Below are 26,962 nucleotides of genomic sequence, written 5' to 3'. Positions count from 1 at the left end.
TGCAGGGCGTGATCGAGCCTCGACCCGAATGCTGTCCGGGATCGTCTGATGGTGGCCCGGACAGCATCCGGGCCATGCCATTTCTTTATTGCGCGGCGGCGAAATCCTTCAGGGTGCTCATCAGCCCCTGGTAGCCGCCAGTGGCGATATACCAGGTCGCCGGATCGAGGTAGAACACCTTGCCATCGGCCCAGGCCTTGCTGGCTGCTATACCGGCATGCTTGCCCAGCGTCTCGTCGGCCTTGCCTTCGCCGCCGGTTGCCGCGCCACGATCGAGGATCACCAACCATTGCGGCTGTTCTTTCAACGCCGCCTCCAGGCGTACCTGCTGCCGCTCGCGCAGTTGCCTGGCCTCGGGTGAATCCGGCGCCGGGCGCCCCTGCGCAACGCTCGCCGGGTCCACCGGCTCGACCACCGAGCGAGTGCCCAGCACTTCGTTGAGCATGCCGAAACGCTCGCCCGGCGCATGCAGCATCAGCGCGTCATTGACGGTGAACAGCGTCAGCGAACTCAGGCCGGCGGACTTGGCATGAACGGCAGCCAGCGCCTTGTTCAGTTGCGCTTGCAGCTGCGTAGCCTGATCCTGCTTGTCGAAGATCTCGCCCAGCAGTTGCAGATTGCCCTGCACGCCCGCCAGAAAGTGGTCTGGCGCGATGCTCAGGTCGATGGTCGGCGCCAGCGCCGAGAGCGTCTCGAACTGATTGCTGGAGCGGCCGGCGATGATGATCAGGTCAGGTTTGAGCCGTTCCAGGGCCGCCTGATCCGGCTCGAACAAGGTGCCGACATTGACGATCTCGCGCCCTGCGTAGTGTGCTTTCAGGTAGGCCGGCCCGGCCATCTGCGGCACGCCAGCAGCGGCGATGCCAAGGGCATCGAGCGTGTCGAGCACGCCCAGATCGAAAACGGCGACGCGCGTGGGCGCCTGGTCCAACGTCAGCTTGCCCTGGCCATGTTCGATCACCAGCGGGTAGGCGGCCTGGGCCGATACGGCGCACATCAGCGCGCCAAGGTGCAACAGGTTGATCAGGGTACGCTTGAACAGCGTCATATCGCTTTCCTCACTTTTTGAGTGTTCGGGAATGCCGCAGCAGCGCGCCAGGAGCTGGCGGCAAAGGCCACCCGGAAGGGCTCCAGGGCAGCCTGGAAGCTGTGCTGCGGATCAGAAGTTCTGAGTCAGGCCGAACACGTACCGCCTGCCATCGAGGTTGTAGGCATAGTCATCGTCGGTGGTGACTTCCTTGTTGGTGACGTTGTACACGCCGAACTTCAGGCTGAGGTCCTTGGTCGGCCTGTACACCAGACCGACGTCGGCAAAGGTATAGGACGGGTAGGTCACGCCATTGGTGGAAGCACCACTGGTGCCGGTCTGCCAGCGCCCGGATGTCTCGCCCCGGTAATTGAGCTGGGTCCAGAGGTTCAGCTTCTCCGTTGCCTGCAAGTCCAGCGAGACGTTGAACATGTGCTTGGCCATGTCGTTGAGCGGCTCGCCCTTGTACTGGCCGGTCTTCTGCTCCGTACGGGTATAGGTGTAGCTGTGGCGATACATCAGGTTGTCGAGTAGCTGGTAATCGAGGGTGAACTCCACGCCCCTCAGCTCTACCTCGTCCACGTTTTCGTAGGCGGTGTAGCCGAACTGGTGCGCCGGGTAGGTGGCGCCGTTGTACACGCAGGGCACGTTCGGCTCGCAGACGCGACCAGTGCGGTTGATCTTGTCCTTGTAGTCGGTCTGGTAGACGGTCAAGGTCGTGTTGAGGCCCAGATCGACGTTCTCGTAGCCGATGCCGACCTCGCGGTTGAGGCTGGTCTCCGGCGTCAACTCGGGGTTGCCGATGATGACGCCGCCCCTCGAGGTGGAGCCAAAATCGGTTGCGGCCTGACGCAGGCTAGGTGCCTTGTAACCGGAGGTCACACCGCCCTTGAGGGTGAAGTTCTCGGTCAGGTGATAGACGGCATAGACCTTGGGACTGACTTCGCTGCCGAACGCCTCGTTGTCGTCATAGCGGGCACTGAGGGTCAGCGACAGGTCGTCGGTCAGGCTCCAGTTGTCTTCCAGGAAGATCGAGTTCTGGTAGCGATCCATCTCCACCACGGCATCGGCAACTGGAACGACCGGCGGACGCAGGCCGCTGCTGGCACCGTCCTTGAGCTCCTCGTACTTGTGGGTCAGGCCACCGGTCAGCGCATGGGAGCCGAGGAAATAGGTCGCCTGGGCGTTGGCCGTCAGCACGTTGTACTCGATGCCATTGCCGGTATTGGCGTTGACCCGGGTCGGGTTCTCCGAGGTGTCGAAGTTGACGTAGGTATCCAGCAGCAGGTTGTCGTAACGCCCTTCGTGGGTGATGGCGTAGGTCTTGAGGATCGACTCGTTGTAGCTCGGCTCATCGGCCACGTCGATGCTCTTGCCCGGATTGGCCCAACGCCGTTGCAGCGCCTCGTTGTAGTTGAAGGTGACCAGGTTCTGCTCGTCGATGTTCCAGCCCAGCTTGCCGCCCAGGTTGCTTCTTCTGTACCTGGGGTCGGAGGCAGCGCTGTCGTCACCGCCGAGGAAATGGCTTTCGTCCTGGTGCAGGAATGAACCGTTGACCTGCAAGGCCAGCACATCCTCGATCAGCGGCGCGTTGAGATAGGCGCTGGTCTGGTAACCGTCCTCGTTCACCTTGTTGGCGCTGTCGGCCAGGCTGTACTCGGTGGTGATGCTGCCGGCGAACTCGTTGCGGATTTTCTTGGTGATGATGTTGATCACCCCGCCCATGGCATCGGAGCCATACAGGGACGACGCCGGGCCACGAATGACCTCGATGCGCTCGATCGCCTCGATGGGTGGCAGGAAGTTGATCGGCGTACCGTTCTGGGTACCGTTAAGGCCGAAGGCGTCGTTGCCCTGCATCGGCCGACCATCGATCAGAAACAGCGTATAGCCCGAGGTCATGCCACGGATCTGGATCGAGCGCTCCACCCCGCCACCGGCAATCTGCACACCTGCCACATTCTTCAGCGCGTCGGTCACATCGGTATAGGAGCGCTTCTTCAGCTCTTCTGCGGAGATGACCGTAATGGCGGCGGGAGCGTCCTTGACGCTTTGCTCGAAGCCCGTGGCGGTGACGACCACCGCTCCGAGTTCCAGTTGCCTGGACTTCTCGTCGGCAGCAACCGAGCAGGCCAGCGAAGCCAGCGCGACTGCCAATAGGGTTTGCTTGAATCGAGGCCGAGACGATACAGCGAGACGTCGCGGGTTCAGTGACATGTGGATTGCTCCCAGTGATCGAGGTGAGTCGAGTTGTCGGCTTGTTTCCAGCGACCGTCTTGCACAGGAACTCGAACCCTGCACTCCCCGGACATAGGCTTCGCCGGCTGACCAATTTCGCAACATCGGCGGCATGCTCCGCCGTGGTCAGCGGAAGCAGCCGGCATGCAATGGTCAAAACCAATCGAAAGGGCCGTGGCAAAGCCTCGGATGGACAACACGCCATCGAGAGCGAGCACCAGGAAAAAAGAAGCGCCACTATTTGCCGGCCCTGTTGGGTCAGACGCAAATAGTAAGAATTTACATTTGAGAGTAAATCTAATTTACGAACTATACACTTTGCAGGCGGAGCTTAAGCCGCAGCCCAGGCGCGGCATTCTCTGCCCACAGATAACCGCCCTGAGTAGCGATCATGCTGCGCGCAATGGCCAGCCCCAGGCCGAAGCCATCACCACCCGGACGGGCAGCGCTGAGCCGGGTGAAAGGACGGAAGATGGTCTCAAGCTCGCTCTCGGCGACACCCGGCCCCTGGTCCTCGATCCATAACAGCCATTGGTCCCCTTCGCGCTGTCCGGCCAGGCGTACCACTGCCCCTTCCGGCGAGTGGCGAATGGCATTGCGCAGGATGTTTTCCAGCGCCTGCGCCAGACCGTTGAGGTTGCCCAGCACCCGGCAGTCGGCCGGCAGCTCGCAGGGCATGCGCTCGATCGGCCAGCCCGTCTCGAAGCCGGCGTTCTCCCGCAGCACATCCCAGAGCCTGACGATATCCACTTCTTCCAGCGGCAAGCTGGGTCTTTCCGTATCCAGCCAGACCAGCTCCAGCGCATCGCCGACCAGCTTTTCCATTTCCTCGACTTCACGCGCCAGGCGCTGACGCAGGGCCTCGACGTCCTGCTCGCTCTCCCCCGCCACGCGCAAGCGGGCCAACGGCGTGCGCAGTTCATGGGACAGGTCGCGCAGCAGCTGGCGCTGGAACGTCACGGTGCCCTGCAGGCGTTCGGCCATATGATCGAAGGATCGCGCCAGCTCGCCCAACTCGTCTTTGCGCCGCGTCACCTGCGGCCCGAGCCGGGCAGACAGGTCGCCAGCGCTGAGCGCAGCGGCCTGACGCCTGAGGATCGCCAGCGGCGCGATCAGCAGGCGGTAGAGCAGAACGGCCACGACGACCGCCAGAATGGCCGGCAGCACGCGCTGCAGCAGCAACTCCCACAGCTCGTTGTACTTGCGCGGGTTCAAACGCTGCGGCAACTCCATGACCAACCGGGCATTGCCGTCGCTGAAAGGAATGTAAAAAGTCGGTGTGCCACCTGGTCGCCCAACCGGGAACTCCAACCTGCGCACGAAATCAAGGCGCTGCGCCTGCTCGGCCGTCAAGGCTTGCGAGGACAACGAATCCTTGTGCTCATCGACCACCACAGCCCAGATCTGCTCACGTTCCTGCAGCCGCTGCAGGAAGGCATCGACGCCTGGTGCGCCCTCCTCGCGCCATGTCGTTTCCGCCTCCCGGGCATAGCCTTTGAGCGTCTGCCTGGTGGATTCGGACAAATAGGAGGTCGCATCGATCAGCTCGCGGCCCACATCCACATGCAAGCTGACCAGCAGCAGGCAGAACAGCGCCAATGCGCCGGCCAGCCGCCACAGCAGTGAGTGCCGCCCCGGCAGGTTCATGCCCCGGCCTGCGTCAGGATATAGCCCTTGCCCCAAACGGTATCGACACGCGTCGCCTCATAGCCGACGCCCTGCAACTTGCGCCGAATGTGGCTGACGTGCATGTCCAGGCTGCGGTCGTGCTGGGCGTAGGCGCGGCGCAGCGCCTGCTGATAAAGGAAGGGCTTGCTCAACGCCTCGTCCCGGTGCCGCCAGAGCAGCTCCAGCACCCGGTATTCGCTGGGCGTCAGGCCGACCCAGGTGCCACGAAAAACCACATCGCAACGCCCCTCGTCGAACTGCAAGCCGTTGCCCTCTGCACCCGACTGCGGCTCGCGACGCTCATAGGCGACACGCCGCAGAATCGCATCCACTCGAACGCTCAGTTCGCCGAGACTGAAGGGCTTGGGCAGATAATCGTCGGCGCCCTGACTGAAACCGGCGATGCGATTCTGCTCATCGCCCAACGCGGACATCAGCAGAACCGGCACGCTGCAGCGCTGGCGCAATTGCTGCAGCGCCACCAGGCCGTTGGTGCCGGGCAGCAGGATATCCATCAGGATCAGATCGAAATCCTCGTTCTCAGCCAAGCGCAACCCATCGCTACCGTCATGACTGAGGGTCACGTCGAAGCCACGGGCCATCAGGTGAGACTGCAGGTGACTGGCAAGCAGAGGGTCGTCCTCGACGGCGAGGATCCGGGCTGGAGAAGCAGAGCTGGCATTCATGAAGAGAAACCGAACAGGCAGAATGAGAACAATTCTACCTATTAAACGACAATCGCTCATCTACAGATTCCGCCGCGCTGAATCGCTACACTGCCCAGATGTCATTAAGGAGGAACGTCGTGTTCAAGGATCTAGGCATCAAAGGCCGCGTGCTGCTGCTCACCCTGTTCCCCACCAGCCTGCTGGCTCTGGTACTGGGTGGCTATTTCACCTGGGTGCAGTTGTCCGGTTTGCAGACGCAGTTGCTGCAGCGCGGTGAGATGCTGGTCGAACACCTGGCGCCCCTGGCGGCCCCCGCGCTGGAACAGAAAGCCCTGAAAAAACTCGAGCGCATCGCTCAACAGGCACTGGAGCACCCGGATGTGCGTGCGGTGGGTTTTCTCACCCCTGAGCGCGCCTCACTGGCACACGCCGGGCCCAGCATGCTCAACCCGTCACCCGGCGGTCAGCCGGGCATCAGCTTGCTCAGCGGCCAGGACGCCACGCGCTTTCTGCTCCCGGTCTACGACCAGCACCTGGTGCTCAGCGACGACTTCACTGAGGATCGCCAACTGGAGCTGCTCGGTTGGGTCGAACTGGAGCTTTCGCATCAGGGCACCTTGCTCAGCGGCTACCGCAGCCTGTTCGCCAGCCTGCTGCTGATCGCCGGCGGCCTTGCCGTCACCGCCCTGCTTGCCCTGCGCATGGGCCGCAGCATCAACGAGCCATTGCGCGAGATCAAGGCCGGTGTCGCCCAACTCAAGGACGGCCACCTGGAAACCCGCCTGCCACCGCTGGGCAGCCATGAGATGGATGAGCTGGCCGCCGGTATCAACCGCATGGCCGAAGCCCTGCAGAACGCGCAGGAAGAACTGCAGCACAGCATCGAACAGGCCACCGAGGACGTACGGCAGAACCTGGAAACCATCGAGATCCAGAACATCGAGCTGGACTTCGCGCGTAAGGAGGCCCTGGAAGCCAGCCGCATCAAGTCCGAGTTCCTGGCCAACATGAGCCACGAGATCCGCACCCCGCTCAACGGCATCCTTGGCTTCACCAACCTGCTGCAAAAGAGCGAGCTCAGCCCGCGCCAGCAGGACTACCTGTCGACCATCGAGAAATCCGCCGACAGCCTGCTCGGCATCATCAATGAGGTGCTCGACTTCTCCAAGATCGAAGCGGGCAAGCTGATGCTCGAATCCATCCCCTTCAACCTGCGCGATCTGCTGCAGGACACCCTGACCATCCTCGCCCCCGCGGCCCACGAAAAGCAGCTGGAGCTGGTCAGCCTGATCTACCGCGACACACCGCTGGCTCTGCGCGGCGACCCACTGCGCCTGAAGCAGGTGCTGACCAACCTGGTCAGCAATGCGATCAAGTTCACCCGCGAAGGCACCATCGTCATGCGCGCCATGGTCGAGGATGAAAGTGCCGACAGCGCACAACTGCGCATCAGCGTGATGGACACCGGCATCGGCCTGTCGGATGAAGACCTGCGTGCGCTGTTCCAGGCCTTCAGCCAGGCCGACAACTCGCTCAGCCGCCAGGCCGGTGGCACCGGCCTCGGCCTGGTGATTTCCAAGCGCCTGATCGAACGGATGGGCGGCGAGATCGGCGTCGACAGCACCCCGGGCGAAGGCTCCGAGTTCTGGATCACCCTGACCCTGCCCAAGGCCCGCGACGACGCCGAAGACCTGCCGCGTGCCGCCCTCCAAGGCCGCCGCGTGGCCGTACTGGAAAGCCACGAGCTGGCGCGCCAGGCGCTGGCCCACCAGCTCGAAGACTGCGGTCTGGAGGTGGAAAGCTTCGCCGACCCCGGCCAACTCTTCGATGCCGTGAGCCAGCAGCAGAATCGCGAACACCCGCTGAGCCTGGCTGTTCTTGGCATCACCGCCAGCCAGCTACCGCCCGACACCCTCGGCCAACGTATCGAGGATCTCGACCGGCTCGGCTGCAAGGCCCTGGTGCTGTGCCCGACCACCGAACTGGGGCTGTTTCACGAATCGCTGCCCGATGCCTACGCCCAACTGCAGGCCAAACCAGCCTGCACACGCAAACTGTACAAGGCGCTGGTGGAGATGGTCAGCCCGCAACGCCCGGCCAGCGAGTCGGTCACCATCGGCAACACGCGCCGGCCGCAAATCCTCTGCACGGACGACAACCCGGCCAACCTGCTGCTGGTGCAAACCCTGCTCGATGACCTCGGCGCTCAGGTCACCGCCGTGGACAGCGGCTACGCGGCTATAGAAGCGGTACAGCACGGTAGCTTCGACCTGGTGTTCATGGACGTGCAGATGCCCGGCATGGATGGCCGCGAAGCCACCGAAGCGATTCGCCAGTGGGAAAGCGAACAGGGCCGCAGCGCCACGCCGATCATCGCCCTCACCGCCCACGCCCTGGCCAACGAGAAGCGCGCCCTGCTGCAGAGCGGCATGGACGACTACCTGACCAAGCCGATCAACGAGCGCCAACTGGCCCAGGTGGTGCTGAAGTGGACGGGGCTGAATCTGCGCAACCAGCCGAACAACAGGGTGGTCCCGGCTGCTGCGCCGCAGTCGCAGCCCAAGGTACTCGACGCCGAAGAAGGACTGCGCCTGGCCGCGGGCAAAGCCGATCTGGCGGCGGATATGCTGAGCATGCTGCTGGCCGGTCTGCCCGGTGACCGCCAGGCCATCCGCCAGGCTCGCGATGCTGGCGAACGCACAGCGCTGATCGAGCGGGTGCATCGCCTGCACGGTGCCACGCGCTACTGCGGAGTGCCGCAACTGCGTATGGCCTGCCAACGCAGCGAGACGCTGCTCAAACAGGACGACCCCGAGGCCCAGCGCGCCCTGGACGAACTGGACGCAGCGATCGAGCGCCTGACCGAAGCAGCGGCACAAAGTGCCTGAGGACCTGCCATGCGTATCTGCCTGTTCAGCAGCAAAACCTACGACCGCGACTCTTTCCTGGCGGCCAGCGGCTCGTCCGATTGGCACCTGCAGTTTCATGAAGCGCGCCTGACCCGCGACAGCGTGGCGCTGGCCAAAGGCAACGACGTGGTCTGCGCCTTCATCAACGACGACCTGTCGGCAGCGGTGCTCGAACAATTGGCGGCCGGCGGCACGCGTCTGATCGCCTTGCGCTCGGCCGGCTACAACCATGTCGACCTGGCAGCGGCGCAGCGCCTCGGCCTGCCAGTGGTGCGAGTACCGGCCTATTCACCGCATGCCGTGGCCGAACACGCCGTGGCCCTGGTGCTGGCCCTCAACAGGCGCATCCACCGCGCGTTCAACCGCACGCGCGAGGGTGATTTTTCCCTGCATGGCCTGACCGGCTTCGACTTGCATGGCAAGACCGTCGGCGTGGTCGGAGGCGGCAAGATCGGCCAGGTATTCGCCCGCATCATGCACGGCTTCGGCTGCCAGGTGCTGATCTACGATCCGTTCCCGCTGACCGGGCTCGGTGAGCTCGGCGCGCGCCAGGCACCACTCGAAGAGGTGATCGCCAGCAGCGACATCCTCAGCCTGCACTGCCCGCTGACCGACGACAGCTACCACCTGATAGATGCCGCACGTCTGGCTCAGATGAAACGTGGCGCGATGCTGATCAACACAGGCCGCGGCGCGCTGGTCGACGCGCCCGTCCTGATCAAGGCCCTGAAAAGCGGCCAGCTCGGCTATCTGGGCCTGGATGTCTACGAGGAAGAGTCGGAGCTGTTCTTCGAGGATCACTCCGACCTGCCGCTGCAGGACGACACCCTGGCCCGCCTGCTGAGTTTTCCCAACGTCATCGTTACCGCACACCAGGCCTTTCTCACCCATGAGGCGCTCGACGCCATCGCCCGCACCACCCTGGACAACATCGCCGCCTGGCTCGCCGGCCAGCCGAGCAATGAGGTCAAGGCCGGCGCGTGATAGCATGCCGGCTGATCTGGAGGACCCATGGCCGAACACGATTTCCGTTATTCCCTGCTCAACCCGCAACACACCCTTACCGAGTGCCGCGCACTGGCACCGGGCCGCTACCAGGTCACCGGCAACGGCGGCTCCATCCAGGCCAACGACGTGCTGCTGGTCACCCTCAAGGGCAGCCGCGACCTGCACATGCGCCTGGAGGTGGAGAAGGTTCGCCACCTGATCAACCCGCCCGGCCAATGGCTGGCCGTGTGCAAGGGCCCGCAGTTCAAGGAGCTGGCCATTCATAACTGGCAAGTGAACTGCGACAGCTGCGGCAAGCAGCTGGATTTCGAATTCGCCGTCGACGCCGCCCTGGGCAAAACCGCACAAGCCCCGGCCGCCGAGGCTCGTATCACCGAACTGGGCTGGCGCAACGACGCCGGCCGCCATTTGTGCCGCACCTGCCAGGAGGCCTGACACCATGCAACGCGCCCTGCCCCTCGCCCTGCTCGCCGCCACTTTGGCCGGCTGCGCCAGCGACGCACCGCAACTGGAAACCGAACGCAGCTACCAAGTGGAATGGATCGGCGAAAGCCCGCTGATCGACCGCAGCCACCTGACCGTCACGTTTGCCGCGGACGGTCGTGCTCACGGGCACGCCGGCTGCAACCACTGGTTCGCCGGCTACACGCTAAAGGGTGATGCCGTCCGTTTCGAAGCCCCGGGCAGCACCCGCAAGATGTGCGCGCCCTCACTGATGGAGCAGGAACAGCGCTTCCTCGCGGCATTGACTGAAGTGCAACGCTGGGACTTCAACGACATCGGCCAGTTGCAGCTGTGGCCGGCCAGCGGCAAGCCGATTCGCCTCTGGCCGCAGTGACGGCGTAGCCCGGATGCAATCCGGGGCGGTAGCCCGAAGGCCATGATCGAGCTGGCTGTTGCACAGGGTTGTAGGAGCGGATTTATCCGCGAAATTCGCGGCTGAATCAGCGTGCCGCCCGGTCACTCCTATAAAGGTCAGAGCGGAGCATCGAGAGATAGCGCGCAAGGAGCTCCCGGATTGCATCCGGGCTACGCAAACAGCTCCAGCTGCTCCTGCCGCCCGCGCAGATCATGCAGCCTGACGCCCACCCCGAGCAGGCGCACCGGCTTGTCGCCACGGGCGAAAGCGTTGCTCAGCAATAGCCGGTAGCTTTCCAGATCCCGACTGGCCCCCGCCTGCTCCAGAGTGGTCTGGGTGAAATCATGAAACTTCACTTTGACGAAAGGCTTGTCCGGTCGATAACTGGCGTCCAGACGCTGCAGGCGGCCGTTCATCTCCTCGAGCAGTGCCGGCAGTTTCTCCAGGCAGCTCTGCAGATCCGGCAGATCCTGATCGTAGGTGTGCTCCACGCTCAACGACTGGCGGCGGCTGTCCACCTGCACGGCACGTTCGTCGATGCCGTGGGCCAGGCGCCACAAGCGCTCACCGAAACTGCCGAACTCGCGCACCAGCGCCAGCTTGTTCCAGTCGCGCAGATCCAGACAGGTGCGAATCCCTAAGCGCGTCAGCTTGTCAGCCGTGACCTTGCCGACGCCATGCAGCTTGTTCACCGGTAACTGCGCCACGAAATCGTCGACCTGATCCGGGGTAATCACGAACAACCCGTTGGGTTTACGCCAGTCGCTGGCGATCTTGGCCAGGAACTTGTTCGGCGCGACGCCAGCCGACACGGTGATGTGCAGCTCCTGCGCCACACGACGGCGAATTTCCTGGGCGATGCGCGTGGCGCTGCCGGCAAAATGCGGCGAGTCACTGACATCCAGATACGCCTCGTCCAACGACAGCGGCTCGATCAGGTCGGTGAACTGACGAAAGATGCCGTGAATGTCACGCGAGACCGAGCGGTACACCTCGAAGCGCGGTTTGACGATCAGAAGATCCGGGCACAGCTTCAGCGCATGCCGCGACGACATCGCCGAACGCACACCATAGGCACGCGCCTCGTAGTTGCAGGTGGCGATTACCCCGCGACGGTCCGCCGAACCGCCGACGGCCAGCGGACGACTGGCCAGGCTCGGGTCGTCACGCATCTCGATGGCGGCGTAGAAGCAGTCGCAGTCGACGTGGATTATCTTGCGCACAACACCCTCGTAAGCCTCGTCCAGCCTGGCCTGGAGCTAGGAAGTCTAACAGTTGTTTAACGCTAAGCATCTGAGTTGAAAACACTTTTCTTGCAATTAGCGGTTGACAGCCAAGCTTCTGGCTGTAGAATGCCGACCCACAGACGCGGGATGGAGCAGTCTGGTAGCTCGTCGGGCTCATAACCCGAAGGTCGTAGGTTCAAATCCTGCTCCCGCAACCAGCTTCACGAAAAGGCCACTCAATGAGTGGCCTTTTTGCTTTGACGAAAAATTAACTTTTTCGATCAAACGAAACAAATCGATTGACAGGGCATTAAGTAAGCGTAGAATTGTCGACGCGGGATGGAGCAGTCTGGTAGCTCGTCGGGCTCATAACCCGAAGGTCGTAGGTTCAAATCCTGCTCCCGCAACCACCTTCAGATAAAGGCCACTCAATCGAGTGGCCTTTTTCGTTTCCGGGCATTGATCTACCTCAGCGGTCCATAAGCCAAGCAGGCTTATGCTGGAAACGCCTGCTGCAGATGCAGGACGTTGACCGAGGAACGCCTGAATGAACCGGAAGAACGCCTCACCACGCTATGGAAGCCTCTCCATTGGCCTGCACTGGCTGATGCTGATCCTGATCGCAGTCGTCTATGCCTGCATCGAGCTCAAAGGAAATTTCCCCAAGGGTAGCGAAACCCGCGAACTGCTCAAGCAGTGGCACTTCATGCTCGGCCTGAGCGTCTTCGCGCTGGTCTGGCTGCGTCTGCTGGCCCGCGCACTCAGCCCGACCCCAGCCATCGAGCCGCCGCTGCCGACCTGGCAAGCCCTGCCTGCCAAGCTGATGCACCTGGCGCTGTATGCACTGATGATTGGCGCGCCGCTGGCCGGCTGGCTGATCCTCAGCGCCGCTGACAAGCCCATCCCCTTCTTCGGCCTGGAGCTGCCCGCGCTGATCGGCCCAGACAAGGAACTGGCCGGACAGATCAAGGAACTACACGAGCTGGCCGGCACCGCCGGTTACTGGCTGATCGGCCTGCACGCCATTGCCGGCCTGTACCACCATTACGTGGCGCGCGATAACACCCTGACGCGCATGCTGCCGGGACGTAATTGAGGTGAAGGCGCCTCTGGTCAAGCGCACGAAGCGCCGCTAGAATTGCGCACTTTTTGATCAGAGGCGCCACCCAGGCGCCCTTAGAGGTTAGCCCGCATGTCCACCGCCACACCGAAAGTAGGGTTTGTCTCCCTTGGCTGCCCATAGCGCACATTATCTAAACTAAAATCTCAGGCACAAAAAAAGCCCGGTACCGCAGGGCTCCCCCACGATACCGGGCCTTACATCTGTCAAGCGCCGCCAATGTCCTGCCATTCCTTGGCCGCCCGCTCGAAGCCTACCCAGCGGCCTTGTTTGTCCAGGCCGCGCTGCATCATCACCCGGGCGGCGACCGCCTCCATATCGACCTCCCCCAGGGCCATCGCCAGCAGCAGCTCGGTCGGCAGGGGCTGCATGTGTTCAATCAGGTTCATGTTGTGTCTCCGGTCGATTTCGCGTTGGCACCAGTAACGCTCTGGGGGCCGAGGCATAGCAAGCGAATCAGAGACCATCGAACAGTCCACCTAATGCGGCCGGCTCCCAGTTCATGATCACCAGCTCGCCTGTCGTTTCAGCCATGCCGCTGCGCTGGTTGGTGCAGCTGTAGCGGATGTCCAGCCGCTCCATATGGAAGCCATCGAACGCCCGGCGGATGTCGGGATGGTCGTTGATGCTCACCATCACCCTGCCCTTGCAGCGCTTCATGAAGTCGGCCATCGCCAGGTACTGATCGAAGGGAAAGGCGACGCCGTAGCCCTCGGTCTGCCAGTACGGCGGGTCCATGTAGTGGAAGGTGTGCGCACGATCGTACCGCTCGACGCAATCGAGCCAGGACAGGTTCTCCACGTACACGCCAGCCAGCCGTTGCCACGCCGCGGACAGGTTTTCTTCGATGCGCAGGATGTTCGGCGCCGGCCCTGTGGTCGCGGTGCCAAACGTTTGCCCCGCTACCTTGCCGCCGAACGCATGGTGCTGCAGATAGAAGAAACGCGCCGCACGTTGGATATCGGTGAGGGTTTCGGGGCGGGTGATCTTTTGCCACTCGAAGATCTGCCGAGAGCTGAGCGCCCATTTGAACTGCCGCACGAACTCCTCGAGGTGGTTCTGGATGACGCGATACAGCGATACCAGATCGCCGTTCACATCATTCAGCACCTCCACGGGCGCGGGCTGGGGGCGCATGAAGAACAGTGCAGCGCCGCCGGCGAAGGCCTCGACGTAGCACTCGTGCGGAGGGAACAACGGAATGAGACGGTCGGCCAGACGGCGCTTGCCGCCCAGCCACGGGATTACAGGGTTGGTCATATGCAAGCCTTTACTGTATGGATAAACAGGTGTTAGCCTGCCGCCGCTTCGTGCACGAGGCGGGGGCCATGGCCGGGCTTGCAGGGCTAGTCTGCGGTCTGGCGGCCGCTCAGGGTGTTAGAGCACCCCGGGCGGTCGCCCTCTTCTTTTGATTCAGCTGAGAAAAGGCGCCATTGCCTTGGTGAAGGGAGTACCTCCGCCGACGGCATTGGCTTACAAGCAAGCTGTTATCAGCATTGCGGCGTTCGGCTAAGCTGATACTCAGACGCAAGAGGAGCGCGATATGTCTGCCAAGGAAGAGCAGCAGCTAAAGCAGTTGCTGGGATTGATGGCCCGCAGCATGACCCACATGACCGCATCCATTACGGCGATGGCCTTCGAGCAACTCCAGAGCCAGGACGCCACGGTGCAGCGGTCAGCACGACGCATGATCGAGCGCATGCAAGCCATCAGCGAAGAGCTTGATCAACAGTGGGAGCTGGTCGGTCTGCTCACTGGCGAGCGGGACCAGGAAGTGCTGGTAGAGGAACTACAGTACCCTGCACCACAGCAGCTTAGGGAGACTGCAAATTGAGCGGCGCCGCCTTCACTCCCTCATAGGTTCGCTCGCAGGTGAGACCTTTAATCCTGCGTCCGTCAGCCTCTGCCGCCAGCCAGCGACCTTCTGATTCCATCTCTCCAAGCACGTCGGCAAGCACGCTTGCGGCGCGCTCCCTTGCCGTGCGCTCGCCGGCAGTTCCGGCATTACAGGTAGCGAGCTGGGTGGCCAGGCTACTGGCTTGCTTACGCAGCCCGTCAGCAGCAGCCCCAGCATCAGCAGCACGACGCTGCAGCTCTTCAAGTTGGTCATGACCCTTTTGCCCCTCTGCGTCTGCGACGCTCTGTTGTTGCCGCTCGATAACGCGAACGATGGTGACGGCCTCGACCTGGCCCTGGGCGATCCCCTCGCCCAGCCGCCAGCCGTTGACCTTCCAGCCGGCCAGGAAGGCCAGCCCAGCGACGATGCCCAGCACGGTCGCTCGATCAGCTAAGGCGGCAATCATGCGAGCACCCCACCGGCTGCAAGGTAATGAGCGATCAGGCTTTCGAGTTTGTGCTCGTGCTGGCCGTATCCGGCGCCCGGCAGACTTGCCCAAATGTTGCGGCACTTCTCGATGGCCTCGGGGATGCGACCGGCCTGAATGTCCGGCAACGCACGCCGCTCGCGGATCTGCTGCAGGGCGATCAGGTCCTGGCTCAGCGGGCTGAAGTCACGCAAACCTAACGTTTGCTTGTACGCGTCGTAGTAACGTGACAACAGCTGGTAGCGTCCAGCTGCTGTGGACTTGATGCCAAGCCTCGGCAGCGGCACCAGCTTACGCGGGTGATCGGCATAGCCTTCAAACAGCGCCCCGCCAACGATCACGTCATAACCCTGATCGCGCGTATGCTGCCGTGGATGATCCGTACCCTCGCTCCAGGCGAGCATATCGAGGAAGGCAAGCACGTTGACGCCGCCCGCCTGGGCAGCAGTAATTCGAGCCATACATTTTCTCCAGGCACAAAAAAGCCCGCTCGGTGGCGGGTATGGTCTATGGTTGAAAAACACTTAATTGCAGGGAGGCAGGACTATGGCGCTCGTACTCACCCGTCGCACAGGCGAAGAGCTGTTGCTGAAGCTGGAGCCGGACATCTCAGAAAGCGAGCTGCAGCAGCTCATGACCGATGGCGTTCAAATCCGCATCGCGAAGATCGACGGTCAGCAAGCGAAGCTAACGATTCAGGCGCCGTTGTCCGTCTCGATAGTGCGTGCAGAGCTGCTGACCACCTAAACATCAATGTCGTAATGCGGCAGCTCAGGCGCCGGGCCGGTGATCACACCGTCGGCGATGTACGCTTTGCTGTTCACCGGCACGTCGACACCGCGAACTGTGACGCGCACACCCGTGCGCAGCTCCACCTCACTTAGCCCCGCCGTGGTGTTGATGCTGCGCACGATGGCCACCGTGCGCACACCGCCAGGTAGCAGGCCGATGAATCGCTTCCAAGGGTTGATTGTTGCCATCAGTGGTGCCGCTCCAGTCTGATCTGCTGCGATACGCGCACGGCGCCCGTGCCCTCGGCGCTGATGTCCACGCCCAGGCACAGGCCGACCCACGGGCCGGATTCCTCGGGCACGCGATACAGGTGCGCCGGGAGGATCAGCCCGACGCCGTGGTCATCGGCGAACGGGAACAGCGGGATGGTCACGCTGACAATCTCGATGTTGCCGCCCTTGCTCAGCTCGTGCGTACCGCGCGCCTGGTTGGCCGGCTGGTCGGTCAGCCAGTCGTCGAACACGTCGGGCGTTGGGTTGTCACCAGCCGTACCGGCACGGCGCACGAGCATCGAGCAGCCGACCGAGGTGCCCGAGGTGTAGCACGCATTCCAAGCCGGTTGCGGTGTCCACTCGCCGCCGAGGTCGGTCATCATGGCGGGAGGAATCACCCGCGTGATCGGCGCGTCGACGTCATTCCACTGCCAGGGTGGCAGCGGGTAGCGCGGCACGATGTCGAGGTGATCGCTATCGCGGGCCGGCAGCACCACGCCGCCAATCGTTTCGGCCAGCTTGGCGATAACCTGCATTGCAGTCTGGCTCTGATAGCTCAGCGCGCCGGCCGGGAATGTCCAGTCTGTTGCCTGCCAGGCCAGGGTAAACCCGGTGTTCAGCAGCTCGGCCTCGGCCGCTTGGGCTGCGTTGATCTGCGCCGCGTTCAACCCGCTGCGCAACGGCGCGTAGGGCGCGGCCAGCAGCTGGCCACGGGTCGCGCCGGTGATCGTGTAGGCCTCGGCCGGAAACTGCTGTTTGCGGCTGTAGCGCTCGACCAGCACGACCCACGTCCAGCCGTTAATGTCCAACTCCAGCTCGCCAGCGCCCTCGGCATCGGGCTGCACCAGCTCCAGCGCGGCACGGGTGAAGATATCGGCACTGAACGACCAGCTGAACGAATCGGCATCCAGCCCGATGCGGATGTTCTTCGCCGCAATGGGCGTGCGGCTCGGCAGTGCCACCAGGTTGACGGTGTTCGCGATCATGTAGGTATCCAGAATGGTTGGATCTGGCGGCGGCTCGGGCAGCGGTTTGACCGGGCCGGGGTAGTCCACATAGGGCAGATCAGTCAGCACGCCGTCGACCTGCCGAGCCCTGCCCCATGGCAGGGTGCGCCCGAGGTTTAGCCGGCGCGCCGACTGCCAGCGCACGCGGGTGCGCCGCATGTCGGTCGGCTGAATCGCGGGCGTCGCCGGTACGTAGCGGAAGTCAAAGAAGACCTCGGGCGACGTACTGGGGAAGTACGGCCGGCCGCCGAACTCGAACACCAGCGCCCCGGTGCCGGGCACATAGAGGCTGTCCTGCAGGGCGGTTTCGGCATTGAAGCGCGGGCCGTACTCGTTCACCCGGCGATGCCCTGCCGCGATGGCCAGATCCTTGCGCGCTGGCTTCGGGTTGTAGATCAGCCGCAGGCGCAGGTCTCGCGGCTGCATGGTGTGATCCCAGCCGCTGGCCACTGCCAGATCCTTCGCCGGCACCCTGTTCCAGGGCTGTGCGATGGCTTGTGCATCGAGCATGCCCGCAACACCCCAGCGCCCCGCTTGCAGCACATCCAGCGCCGGCACCCGCGCCCAGGGCACGACTGTTGCGCGGCGATCCGCAACGCCCGCGATACGCCAGCGCGCAGCGGCACGGCGGTCGGCCTGGCGAAGTGCGTCCCAGGGAATTGCAGACGCAGCGCGGTCGGCCGAGGCCGCACGGCCCCAGCCTCCAGCGATTGAAACGCTGATCATCAGATCACCTCGACAGGGATCGGGCCATGGGCGATGGGCTGGAAGTAGCGCACAGCAACAGCCCGCGCGGTGCCCAGCGGGCGGGATGGGTTCTCGCCCACTGCTGCCCACCACTCGGGCTCTGCCGACGGCAGCTGGCCGGCCTCGGTGATTTCGTACACCCAGCCGCTGTACTGCGTCGGGCGAATGCGCTGGCCTACCTGCACGGCTAAGTCAGCGACGAACTGCACGCCGTAGTCATCGACTGCCAGCGCATAGACATCGCCGCCCACCACCCGCAGATCGATCTCGCCGCTGCCACCCGGCGTCGGGCCGTAGCCTGCCAGACGCCATTCGCCGTCCGGTGGACGCTCCAGCATTACCACCTCACGGCTCGCCGGCACACGCTCGACGCGTACACGCGCCTCGACCTGGGCCGGGTCGCCGGCCTGGCCGCCGTCGCCACTGGTGATGTTGAACGTGTACAAGCCACCAGTAGTCAGCGTGAGATAGCTCGCCCTGACGCGCCGAGGCGGGGCATCGTCCCGACCGATTGCGATCCACTCGATGGACTGCAGCGTCTCAAGGTCAATGAGAATGGGCTGCGAAAACTCACCATCACCGTTCTCAGCCCAGAACACCTGAGCCAGCTCAGCAAGAGTGTCCAAGCCCCTATACAGCCGCAGAAACTTCTCTGCCGTAGTGACCTCTCCCTCGCGCAGAAGCCTGAAATGCAACGACACCTTGGGACGCGCTACATAGTTGGCCACCGGCCTGACAAGCGCTGGAGTAATGATCATCACCAGAACTCCGGGTTGTCAGTAACCAAGAATGAAGGAGTTGAGGAAAACAGACCAGCTCTAAGGAAGTAGGTGTAGGCATCCCCCAGATCAACAGGCGCGTTCTGATCACGGACAAGCATCGCCGTTGACCGGCCAAGAATCTGAGCGGCGTAGGATGTCCAGCCGGTAAAGTGAATCTCCGGGCTAAACGCAAGCCCTCTGAACCAACCAGCGAAGGCACCATCGCCATACCACCCACCCTTCGCAAGGGATACGGACGGCGCCTTGACGATGGTGTCCTGGCGAGGCGTCGAAATGCTCGCCACAGGCAGGTTAGGGGTGTGAACATTGATGGCGCCTGTGTCCACTAACAAGCCTGTCAGAGGTTTAGTCAAAGCGGTAAACCCCCCGGCAGAAAACAAACCGCCAAATAAAGCGCTGTTTCCTGAACTAACCGCGCTGTTTGCCCCGCCAACAGCAATCGCATGCCCCGCGCTGTCTTCACCGAAATACAGGGTATGCCCGACTAAGGGGCTGAAAGACCCTTGAAGCTCCTGATTAGAACTGTAGCCGCCAAAACCGAGGATTGCAGTCTTCTCGTCTGCAATCATGTACCACGAACTGTTCGCGGCACTGTGAAATGGCAGCTGCAATGACAGGCCTTGCGGGGCGGTAAGGCCAGCAGCTGTACCCGATTTCAGGCCATCGCCCTGCATCACATCACCGCTCATACCGGTAAAGGTTTTGCTGAGATAGATGCGCAGTAATCCCCCCGCACCAGCCACCCAGGTAAACCCCACATAGCCACTCTCACTGCCATTTCTAAGCACAAGATAGTTCGTGCCTTCAGCGATCAATGCCCACCCAGCACTCGGCAGAACGCCGTAGCCAGACACCAGACACGCCTTCAGCACTACTTTCAATGCAGCGAACTGCGCGACGCTCCCTTGGCTCGTGCTGTAGGGAATGACCGGAACGCCGGACTGATCCCTGTGATAAACCCTGGACATTAGTCAGCATCCCCCCGAACCTGCAGTTCGAACTTGTCATCATCCACCGTGCCCTGCCCGCTGATGACGGTGCGGATGCACCACATCGGGCCTAGCGCCGAGTCCGTGTTGAAGCGCACCGCATTGCCTGCCGCCCAGCCAGAGCCCCAGCCCTCGCGACGAATCGTGAAATACGGCTCGCCGGTCAGGGCGTTGATCGGCGCGCAGTCGGTGCTGGTGTTGCCGGTGGCGATCACGCCCAGGCGTTCCTCCACCACGTTGAACGCCGTGGCCGAGGTGAACACCAGCGCCCACTTGCCAGCGATGCCGCCCGCGTTGGTGATGATCGGCGGATAGCTCAGCTGGTTGTATTGCGCCGTGGTGGTGTTGCCCACCGGGGCATCCGTCCAGTTCGGCGCGCCCTGGCTCCACGTTTGCTGCGTGAACCATGTGTGAATCCGCGCCTGCAGATCGCCCCAGGCCACCGCACTCGACACCTGCGCCTCGCCGGCCGGCAGTTCCCACGGCAGCGGGGAGCTGATGCCCAGCTGCCCGGTAATCTGCACCTCGGTGCACAGGGCCATGTGCTCTACGCGGTCGCGCACGATCAGCGGCAGGCCGAGTGGGTTGCCCTCCTCGTCCTGCAGCACCAACGGGTTTGCCCAGGTCACGGTCCCCAGCTCACGATCAGCCATGAACGAGTCGGCGCGCAGCACCGTACCGGCACCGTCCACCACTTCGATCTCGGCCTGTTGCGCGCGGTCGAGCTGCAGCGTGCTGCCAGCAGTCGGCGAGGCCACCACCGTTTCGGCGGTGTGGTGGATCACCAGCACGTCGCCGTCGCGATACACCGGCACGCGGCCATCGGCCGGCAGGCGCACCGGGTCAAGACCCAGCAGGCCGGCATCGAGCGGCAGGCGCGTCTGCACAACGGCGTTGTAGCGCAGCAGCAGCGGAATCACGGCGATGTCGCTCGCCCCGGTGTCGTCGTCCGGGTCGGTCGTGAAGGTCAGCCGGGTGATGCCGGTGGTTGCGTCGACGCTGCCGCGCACAATGCCGGTATTGAACTCGCCGTTGAGGTTGCTCACAGCGGTGATCACCTCGGCGGTATCCGCGCGCACTGCCGTCACCTGCATGCTGCCCGCGCGCAGCGGCGCACCTGGGGTGCGGTACGTTGCAGCGGTCACGCTGAAACCCACCGCTGCTGTCAGGCAGGCCAGGATGCTCACCGCGCCCGAGGCGTTGCCGCCGTAGCTGCTGAGCGTCGCGGTACGGTCGGCATAGTTCACCGTACCCACCGCTACGCCGCCGTTGGTGTTGCTGGCCACGTCGCGGTACAGGATGCCGGAGCGGTCGCAGTACAGCCCACCGTTCCAGCTGAACAGCAGCGAACCGGGCACGATGGGTTCAGCAATGCCTGGCAGCAGCTCGACAGTGATACCGGGCTGAGCCTGGCTGGCGGTTTGCGGGTCGGCGCTCACGCTGTCGGCCTGGGCTGAGTGCTCGACGGTGCCGCCGAACGACTCGCGCAGCTGCACGTTTGTGGTCACCAGCGTGGGCTCGGTCAGCCTCGGCTGCATGTTGGTGGCTATCGAGCGGTTGCTGTAGGTGTACTCGGTGTAGTCGTACAGCGCCGCCACCTGCAGCGTCACCTGGCCGGTGGTGTAGTTGATGCTGCCAGCTCGGCCACCCTGCCAGCCGCCGTTGCCGTTGTCGTTGGCCACGTTGGCGATATCGCGATAGCCGTCATACACCGGCAGCACGTTGCCCGCCTCGATCACGCGCCAGTTGATGGCCGGGGCGGCCTGGCGGCGCGTGGTCATCCAATTGACGCGCACACTGCCCGGCTTGAACGGCGCACCGGGAATGGTGAAGGTCGCCATGCCGCTGCCATCGCTGGTCACGCTCAATGCGCCGCTGTCGACAGCGCCACGCTCCCAGGCGTAGGCAATGCCGCCGCTCGGCGTAGCGCTCAGCACCATGACCACTTCGCCCGAGGCATACGCGATAGTGCCGGTGCCCCCGGTGCCGCTCAGCACGCCCTGGCCGTTGTCGGTGAGCGTGCGCACGCTGCCAGCGGTGAAGGTGGCCGAGAATGAACCCGGCAGCACCCCGCCTTCGGGCAGGGTGTAGCGCACCTCAAGCTTTGGCACGACGCTGCCGCCCGCACGCTGGGTGATGGCGTTGTCGGCCGAGCTGACGTAGCTGTAGATCAGCGAGCTGCCCACGTCCGGCAGCGCGTCGAGCGTCAGCGATACCGAGCCAGTGGCGAACGCAATGGTGCCAGCACCCTCGCCGGTCAGCAGGCCGTCGCCCTGGTCACGCAGTTCGTACCACTTGCCCAGGGCCATGAAGCTGACGCTGAGCGTGCCGGCGCGCGGCACAGCACCCGACAGGTTCAGGGTGTACACATAGCCGCGATTGCCGAGGGTGATCTCGACTTCACCGGTAATGGTGTCGCCCGTTGCAGCCGCGCCGGGGCGATAGGTGCCGTTCGCGCTACCCGTCCAGCTGGTGCCGGTACGGGCCAGGGTGATCTCGCCGGTCTGGTAATCCACACGGCCAGAGCTGAGCCAGTTGCTGCCGCTCACGTAGCGCAAGCCGCCCTTGCTGTCATCGGCGTAGGTGCCGCCGTTGGCCACGAGGGTCAGCGTACCCGGCGCGCAACCGGTGCCGAGGAAGGTGCGGGACTCGCCCGCCAGCGCGCCGGCAGCAACGGTGAGCGCGACCGAGCGAGACGGCCCGGCCGGCACGTAGATCTGCCGCTGATAGCCACCCAGCACGTCGACAAGCGCCGACTCTTTGGTGGTGCTCGGCACCAGCTGGCTGTAGACGGACTGCACACGCAGGTTCAGCGCGCCCGGCGCGACGGCCTCGGCCAGCGGGCTGATGCCGTAATAGCGTGCAGCGTCCGCTACCTGGGTGCTGAGTACGCGTGCCTTGGCCTTACCGTCCAGAGCGGTGGGCGTGGTGCCGGCCGGAGTGACCTGCCCGCCCGGGAACTCATTCAGCAGCGGCGCGCTGATCTGCAGATCAAGCCGGCGCCGGGTGAAGTTGACGAAGTTGCCGTTGCCGTAATCGAATGTGAATTGCTCGAGGCGAGCGTCCACGCCGGTCAGTCGCACGTATTGCGAGGCGCTGGCGGTGACCAGCTGGAACACCTCGCCGATCTCCGGCACGCGCTGTTCCTCGCGCTGCACACACGCGATGGCGCGCTGGCCGGCCAGCTGGGTGCCCAGCAACTCAAACTGCGCAGTGGTCGCAGCGGCCACATAGCTCTCGATGGCGTTCTGCGCGTCGCGGCGTTCGTCAATCTGGCTGCCGGTGTTGAACAGCAGCACGCTCACACGCGGGTCAGCCGCGGCTTTCGTGACGATGGCATGAGCGCCGAGGTAAGCATCGGCGTTCTGCGTCATCGGCCCGCCGAACAGCTTGCGCAGGTTGATGCGGCCGGTGGTGCGGTCGAGCCGGCTGATGTCGGGGAACACGTTGTTCACTTCGCCATCGACCACGGCATTGCCGGTTGCGCGGCCGCCGCCGTCATTTTCGTCGGTCAGGCGCTGGCTTTTCAGCAGCTTTACGTCAGTTACGGCAATGGTCATGCCATCAATCTCCAGGCAACAAAAAGCCCGCACGGGGCGGGCTGTCAGGGTTCGGGGTCGGGTTCCGGCTCAGGGGCTGGCGGCGGCGCCACAGTGATCAGGCGCAGGGTGAGCTGGTAGAGCCAGTCAGGCCCAGGCGCGACAGTGCGGTGTACCGGCACAGCCTGAACGACAGGCCCCGCGACGCGGTTCCACGTCACATAGTGCTGTTCGCCGCTCGGCAGCGTGAGCAGGTGCACAGACCCGCGCACACTGGCCATGGCTTCCAGCGCACGAACAGTGGCCAGGGTGAACCAGGCGCCGCCGTTGCTGGCCAGGGTGATCGGGCGCCCGTACAGCTTGACGCCCTCCTGCACGATCAGCGCCCCGGTCAGCGAGCGTTCCTGCTCCTGCTCGATGGCGTTCCAGTCCCATTCGTCCACCCACTCCATTTGCTCGCCAGCCACGTTCGGCTCGGCAGCCAGGTCGAGGTCATCCAGGGTCAGTTGCATTACAGGCTCCTCAAGCCGGCTTGTTCGAGAATGCTCAGCAGGTCGGCTTCGGCGGCGTCACCGCTCACGGACACATCAACAGCAGGGCTGCCCGGAATCTCCAGGCGGATAACCTTGCTCGGCTGTTCCGGCTGCTGCGTGGGCGCTGGCTGGGTGGCCTGCTCCGCTTCCATGCGCTTTTCCTGTTCCTCTGCCTGCCTGGCCTGCTCCGCTTCCATGCGCTTTTTCTGTTCCTCGGCCTGGCGCTGCTGCGCACTCTCGCTCTCGATCTGCCGCAGCAGGCCAAGGGCACGACTGGCGTTGGCCACCGCCTGTGCATCACCGCTCGCCTGTGCCTCGGCGAGCTGCGCCTGCAGCTCACGCTGGCGAGCGGCAAACCGGCGCCGCTCGATGTCGTCTTGCCGGCCCTGCAGTCCGTCCAGTTCGTCCTGCAGGCTTTCCAGCGTGCTGCGCGTGGATTGCCCCATCTGCTGCATGCGCTGGTTGGCGGCCTCGATGGCCGATTCCAGGCCGCTCAGGTCGGATTCATCCAACAGGCTCAGCGCATGCTTCATGCTGTTGGCCCGGCGCACGAACTGCTGAGCCGTGATCGAGCCTCGCTCATAGCTCTGCATCAGCGATTGCAGACTGGCCTTCTGCGACAGAAACGCCTGTTGCGTCTGCAGGCTGGCCTGCTGGGTTTCTGCCATCCAGCGGGCTAGGCTGCTTTGCATCGGCATCGCCAGCGCCGCGCGCACGTCACCCAATGCCTTGGATACCGACTCCAGGCTGGTGCGTGTTGCATCCAAGCTGCTGGTGTCGATGCTCGGTGACGCCGTGCTGATATTGCGCAGCGCGTCGAAGGCCTCCAGGGCGGCACGGCTCAAGCCCGCAACACCTTCACGCGCGCGGCTCATGACGCCGCTGTAGAAGTCCTCCATGGCGGACATGTCGCGCTGTGCGGCGCTGGACTCTTTCCGGCGCCGCTGCATCGCTTCATCGCCGGCCTTACGCTCGGCTTCCATGCGCTTGCCGCTCTCGCGGCGCAGCTGCTCGCTGGTGACGATGGCCTCTTTGTCCGAGTCGTTCTTATCGTCCTGGGCTTTCTTGCTGCCCTGCAGGGCCTGCGTCAGTTCCTTCTGGCGGGCGCTCAGCTTGGCCAGCTCGGCGTTGTACTCAGCCGCGCCGATTTTGCCTTCATCGTAGAGCCGCTTGATGGCGGTGCGGATCGCCGTAATGTCGCGGTCGGTTTTTGCGTCGCTGATCGCCCGCTGCACGTCGGTCAGGGACTCGAGGCTTTCGGCCGCAATACCAACGTCACCGGCCATGCTCTTGGCGGCGCCACCCAGCTCGGTCAGCCGACGATTCAACTCGACAGAACCGGCCGCGTATTCCTGCTGGCTGATGTCGCCACGCTTATAGGCGGCATACATTTCGTCGCCGACCTGGCGAAGTTGCGCGACCGTCTTGGCAGTGCTGATCTGATCCAGCGCGCCCTGCATCGAGGTGACAGCCTGGCGCACGAAATCGGCCTGGCTGACGCTCTCCAGCTTGATGGTCTCGGTCACCTCGGCCATCTTGGTCTCGGTGCTTTCAGCAATGCCACCCATGGCCGCGTCCCAGGCCGACTGGATGTCTTTACCGTCCTGCTCAACCTGAGCCACGAAACCAGCGGTGAGCCCGTCCAGCGACTCACGCGCAGCACGCACCGAGTTGCGCAAGCGCTCGCCACCGATGGCATCGGGTAGGCGCTTGGCCACCTCATCAACCAGCCCGAGCACCTCACTCATCTTGCTGGTGACCGCGGCAGCCACCAACGAGAGCCCGGAGGTCAGTCCATTGAACAGCGCACGAAACGGCAGAACGAATGCGGCAAGCTTCTGCTGGGTTTCGTCCAGGTGCTGCCCGAGACTGCTGAACCAGGCCGCAGCGTCATCGGTCGCCTTCTGAAAGTCGATATCCAGCAGCTTCTTTGCGAATCGCTCAGCCCATTCAACCCCTTGGATGAAACCCTTGCTGAGCCCTTCGGCCAAGCGATCCAGGCGGCCGTCGCTGGCCATCTGGTCAAGGTAGTCGCTCAAATCCACCAGCTTGCGCTGCATGTACTCAAACGCGCCGGAGTTGGCCACCTGGCTGGCGAAGTCACCGAAGCGGTCAGTGATGTCCTTGAGCAAGCCCTGGAAAGTGTTCATGCGCGCCGCAGCGGCTGCACCGCCATAGGCCTCGGTCAGCATGTCCATGATGATGGACTGCGCCTCTGCCATTCGGCCGGTGGCTTCCAGCTGCTTGAGCAACCGCTGCTGGCCAGCCTCCAGGGTGAAGCCTTGGCGCCCCAAAGCGGCCATGGCCTTCGACGGCGACTGCAGGGCACGGCCCACGATCTCGGCCGATTGCTCAGCACTGATGCCCAGGCGCTGCTGCTGATCGATCACGATCTGCAGGGCACGCGGGAACTCATTCGCGGCAACGTCCGTGTACGACAGCAACCGCGCCTGAGCCGACTGCACCTGCTCGGCGGTGAGCATTGAGCTGGATTCCATGGCATCGGCCATGTCCAGCAGCTGCTGCGTGGTGAACTCCGCTTGCCGCCCGGTGGAAGCCAGCGTGGCCTCCAACTGAGCCAGCGCCTGTTGCTTGTCTGAGCCGTCCATCGCAACGGCGCGGATGCCCTGCGACACCAGCGAAAGCCCGCGCTGGACGAGGCCCATAGCAGCGTTCAGCGAGACGTAAGCAGCAGCGAAACCCAGGATCTGCTTGGCACCGGCACTCATCGCCCCTCTAAGCGACTCGACCCTTGAGCCATGCTCAGCCGTGGCGCGCGCCGCGGCTGCCTGCTCCCTCTGGACTGCTTTGAGCTGGGCGTTGTTCTCGTCCAACGCCCTTCTGGCCTTGTCCACCTCGCCGGCCAGGCGCTGTTGTTCATCGCTCAGGCCATCGGTATTTACACCGGCAGCCTTTGCCGCCTTCTCGGCATCGGCCAGTTGCTGGGTCAGCGCGTTCAACTGCCGACGGCTGCGGCTGGCTTCGCGCTCTGCATCCTTGAGGGACTGCTGCAGCCCAGCGGCTTCCGGCGTTTTGCTCAAAGCATCACGCAGGTCGGTCACCTGCTTCTCTGCATCGCCCAGGTTGCGCTTGGCCACCTCGACGGCGCGCTGGGTTTGCTCCAGCGCCTTGGCCAGACCTTGGGCTTCCTTGGCATTGTCCAGCGCCTGACCGAGCTGCTCGCTGGCTTCCTTCAGACTGTTAAGCGCCTCCTCAGACTTTTTCGCCTCGGGCGAGAGCTCATCCTTGCCCCGCAGCACAAACTGAATCAGGCGCTCTTTCAGGCCGGCCATACCTTTCTCCAGGTAATAAAA

22 protein-coding genes, 2 tRNA genes and 2 pseudogenes are annotated in these 26,962 nt (G+C 63.7%); 10 read left to right on the top strand and 16 right to left on the bottom strand.

Annotation, left to right across the window (positions count from 1 at the left end):
* Window positions 1-85: 85 nt before the first annotated feature.
* The 4 genes from BLS08_RS11385 to BLS08_RS11370 form a co-directional block, all read right to left on the bottom strand.
* Complete coding sequence (locus BLS08_RS11385; protein ID WP_055987185.1) at window positions 86-1,048, bottom strand: siderophore ABC transporter substrate-binding protein; 963 nt, start codon at window positions 1,046-1,048, stop codon at window positions 86-88.
* A 111-nt stretch (window positions 1,049-1,159) separates the two neighbouring features.
* Window positions 1,160-3,184 (bottom strand): TonB-dependent receptor domain-containing protein, encoded by a 2,025-nt coding sequence (locus tag BLS08_RS11380; protein WP_236699109.1) that lies wholly within the window; start codon window positions 3,182-3,184, stop codon window positions 1,160-1,162.
* Window positions 3,185-3,574: 390 nt separating this feature from the next.
* Window positions 3,575-4,912 (bottom strand): sensor histidine kinase, encoded by a 1,338-nt coding sequence (locus tag BLS08_RS11375; protein WP_090336710.1) that lies wholly within the window; start codon window positions 4,910-4,912, stop codon window positions 3,575-3,577.
* Window positions 4,909-5,619 (bottom strand): response regulator transcription factor, encoded by a 711-nt coding sequence (locus BLS08_RS11370; RefSeq protein WP_055987192.1) that lies wholly within the window; start codon window positions 5,617-5,619, stop codon window positions 4,909-4,911. Before BLS08_RS11370 ends, BLS08_RS11375 begins: the two co-directional genes overlap by 4 nt.
* 119 nt (window positions 5,620-5,738) lie before the next feature.
* Between BLS08_RS11370 and BLS08_RS11365 the strand changes: the two are divergent.
* The 5 genes and pseudogenes from BLS08_RS11365 to BLS08_RS11350 form a co-directional block, all read left to right on the top strand.
* A pseudogene (locus BLS08_RS11365) lies at window positions 5,739-7,671 on the top strand (ATP-binding protein); the annotation flags it as partial.
* 62 nt (window positions 7,672-7,733) lie between these two features.
* A pseudogene (locus BLS08_RS26805) lies at window positions 7,734-8,489 on the top strand (response regulator); the annotation flags it as partial.
* Between the two features lie 9 nt (window positions 8,490-8,498).
* The gene (locus BLS08_RS11360) at window positions 8,499-9,494 is read left to right on the top strand and encodes a 2-hydroxyacid dehydrogenase (RefSeq protein WP_055987195.1); all 996 of its coding nucleotides are present in this window, start codon (window positions 8,499-8,501) and stop codon (window positions 9,492-9,494) included.
* A gap of 27 nt (window positions 9,495-9,521) precedes the next feature.
* Window positions 9,522-9,953 (top strand): hypothetical protein, encoded by a 432-nt coding sequence (locus BLS08_RS11355; RefSeq protein ID WP_055987198.1) that lies wholly within the window; start codon window positions 9,522-9,524, stop codon window positions 9,951-9,953.
* 4 nt (window positions 9,954-9,957) lie between these two features.
* Window positions 9,958-10,356, top strand: coding sequence for an META domain-containing protein (locus BLS08_RS11350; RefSeq protein ID WP_055987199.1), 399 nt, complete (start codon window positions 9,958-9,960; stop codon window positions 10,354-10,356).
* Between the two features lie 191 nt (window positions 10,357-10,547).
* Here the strand turns inward: BLS08_RS11350 and dinB are convergent, their stop codons facing one another.
* Entirely contained in the window at window positions 10,548-11,600 is a 1,053-nt protein-coding gene (gene dinB / locus BLS08_RS11345) for a DNA polymerase IV (protein WP_082469411.1), read from the bottom strand.
* Between the two features lie 144 nt (window positions 11,601-11,744).
* Here dinB and BLS08_RS11340 point away from each other — a divergent pair.
* The 3 genes from BLS08_RS11340 to BLS08_RS11330 all read left to right on the top strand — a co-directional run bounded on the left by BLS08_RS11340 (window position 11,745) and on the right by BLS08_RS11330 (window position 12,699).
* A tRNA-Met gene (locus BLS08_RS11340) sits at window positions 11,745-11,821 on the top strand.
* A 115-nt stretch (window positions 11,822-11,936) separates the two neighbouring features.
* Window positions 11,937-12,013, top strand: a tRNA-Met gene (locus tag BLS08_RS11335).
* A gap of 137 nt (window positions 12,014-12,150) precedes the next feature.
* A complete protein-coding gene (locus BLS08_RS11330; protein WP_017677493.1) occupies window positions 12,151-12,699 on the top strand; it encodes a cytochrome b in 549 nt (182 codons plus the stop codon).
* 230 nt (window positions 12,700-12,929) lie between these two features.
* Here BLS08_RS11330 and BLS08_RS11325 read toward each other — a convergent pair whose 3' ends face one another.
* Both BLS08_RS11325 and BLS08_RS11320 read right to left on the bottom strand, forming a co-directional pair.
* Window positions 12,930-13,112, bottom strand: coding sequence for a hypothetical protein (locus BLS08_RS11325; protein ID WP_090336706.1), 183 nt, complete (start codon window positions 13,110-13,112; stop codon window positions 12,930-12,932).
* A 67-nt stretch (window positions 13,113-13,179) separates the two neighbouring features.
* Window positions 13,180-13,983 (bottom strand): DNA adenine methylase, encoded by an 804-nt coding sequence (locus tag BLS08_RS11320; RefSeq protein WP_090336704.1) that lies wholly within the window; start codon window positions 13,981-13,983, stop codon window positions 13,180-13,182.
* A gap of 283 nt (window positions 13,984-14,266) precedes the next feature.
* Here BLS08_RS11320 and BLS08_RS11315 point away from each other — a divergent pair, with 283 nt between their 5' ends.
* The gene (locus BLS08_RS11315; RefSeq protein WP_090336702.1) at window positions 14,267-14,557 is read left to right on the top strand and encodes a hypothetical protein; all 291 of its coding nucleotides are present in this window, start codon (window positions 14,267-14,269) and stop codon (window positions 14,555-14,557) included.
* Here the strand turns inward: BLS08_RS11315 and BLS08_RS11310 are convergent.
* Complete coding sequence (locus BLS08_RS11310) at window positions 14,538-15,026, bottom strand: DUF2514 family protein (protein ID WP_090336700.1); 489 nt, start codon at window positions 15,024-15,026, stop codon at window positions 14,538-14,540. The genes BLS08_RS11315 and BLS08_RS11310 overlap by 20 nt on opposite strands.
* Window positions 15,023-15,508, bottom strand: a complete 486-nt coding sequence (locus tag BLS08_RS11305; RefSeq protein WP_090336698.1) for a glycoside hydrolase family 24 protein — start codon at window positions 15,506-15,508, stop codon at window positions 15,023-15,025. The genes BLS08_RS11310 and BLS08_RS11305 overlap by 4 nt, the downstream gene beginning before the upstream one ends.
* Window positions 15,509-15,593: 85 nt before the next feature.
* On the opposite strand from BLS08_RS11305, the gene BLS08_RS11300 reads away from it, so the two are divergent.
* On the top strand, window positions 15,594-15,794 hold the full coding sequence (locus tag BLS08_RS11300; protein ID WP_090336696.1) for a carbon storage regulator: 201 nt from the start codon (window positions 15,594-15,596) through the stop codon (window positions 15,792-15,794).
* Here BLS08_RS11300 and BLS08_RS11295 read toward each other — a convergent pair.
* From BLS08_RS11295 to BLS08_RS11265, 7 genes are all read right to left on the bottom strand, one after another.
* Window positions 15,791-16,027: a hypothetical protein gene (locus BLS08_RS11295; protein ID WP_090336694.1), complete on the bottom strand. Its 237-nt coding sequence runs from the start codon at window positions 16,025-16,027 to the stop codon at window positions 15,791-15,793. The genes BLS08_RS11300 and BLS08_RS11295 overlap by 4 nt on opposite strands.
* Window positions 16,027-17,784, bottom strand: coding sequence for a hypothetical protein (locus BLS08_RS11290; RefSeq protein ID WP_186351382.1), 1,758 nt, complete (start codon window positions 17,782-17,784; stop codon window positions 16,027-16,029). Before BLS08_RS11290 ends, BLS08_RS11295 begins: the two co-directional genes overlap by 1 nt.
* Window positions 17,784-18,431: a hypothetical protein gene (locus BLS08_RS11285; RefSeq protein ID WP_139204204.1), complete on the bottom strand. Its 648-nt coding sequence runs from the start codon at window positions 18,429-18,431 to the stop codon at window positions 17,784-17,786. The genes BLS08_RS11290 and BLS08_RS11285 overlap by 1 nt, the downstream gene beginning before the upstream one ends.
* 131 nt (window positions 18,432-18,562) lie before the next feature.
* Entirely contained in the window at window positions 18,563-19,555 is a 993-nt protein-coding gene (locus BLS08_RS11280; protein ID WP_090336691.1) for a hypothetical protein, read from the bottom strand.
* Window positions 19,555-23,136, bottom strand: coding sequence for a hypothetical protein (locus tag BLS08_RS11275; protein ID WP_090336689.1), 3,582 nt, complete (start codon window positions 23,134-23,136; stop codon window positions 19,555-19,557). The genes BLS08_RS11280 and BLS08_RS11275 overlap by 1 nt, the downstream gene beginning before the upstream one ends.
* A 44-nt stretch (window positions 23,137-23,180) precedes the next feature.
* Entirely contained in the window at window positions 23,181-23,627 is a 447-nt protein-coding gene (locus tag BLS08_RS11270) for a hypothetical protein (RefSeq protein WP_244155376.1), read from the bottom strand.
* Window positions 23,627-26,941, bottom strand: coding sequence for a phage tail length tape measure family protein (locus tag BLS08_RS11265; protein ID WP_090336687.1), 3,315 nt, complete (start codon window positions 26,939-26,941; stop codon window positions 23,627-23,629). Before BLS08_RS11265 ends, BLS08_RS11270 begins: the two co-directional genes overlap by 1 nt.
* Window positions 26,942-26,962 lie beyond the last annotated feature (21 nt).

Origin of the sequence: Ectopseudomonas chengduensis (genome assembly GCF_900102635.1) — a bacterium.
Classification (GTDB): domain Bacteria; phylum Pseudomonadota; class Gammaproteobacteria; order Pseudomonadales; family Pseudomonadaceae; genus Aquipseudomonas; species Aquipseudomonas chengduensis.
This window is presented reverse-complemented; position numbering and strand designations above follow the sequence as displayed.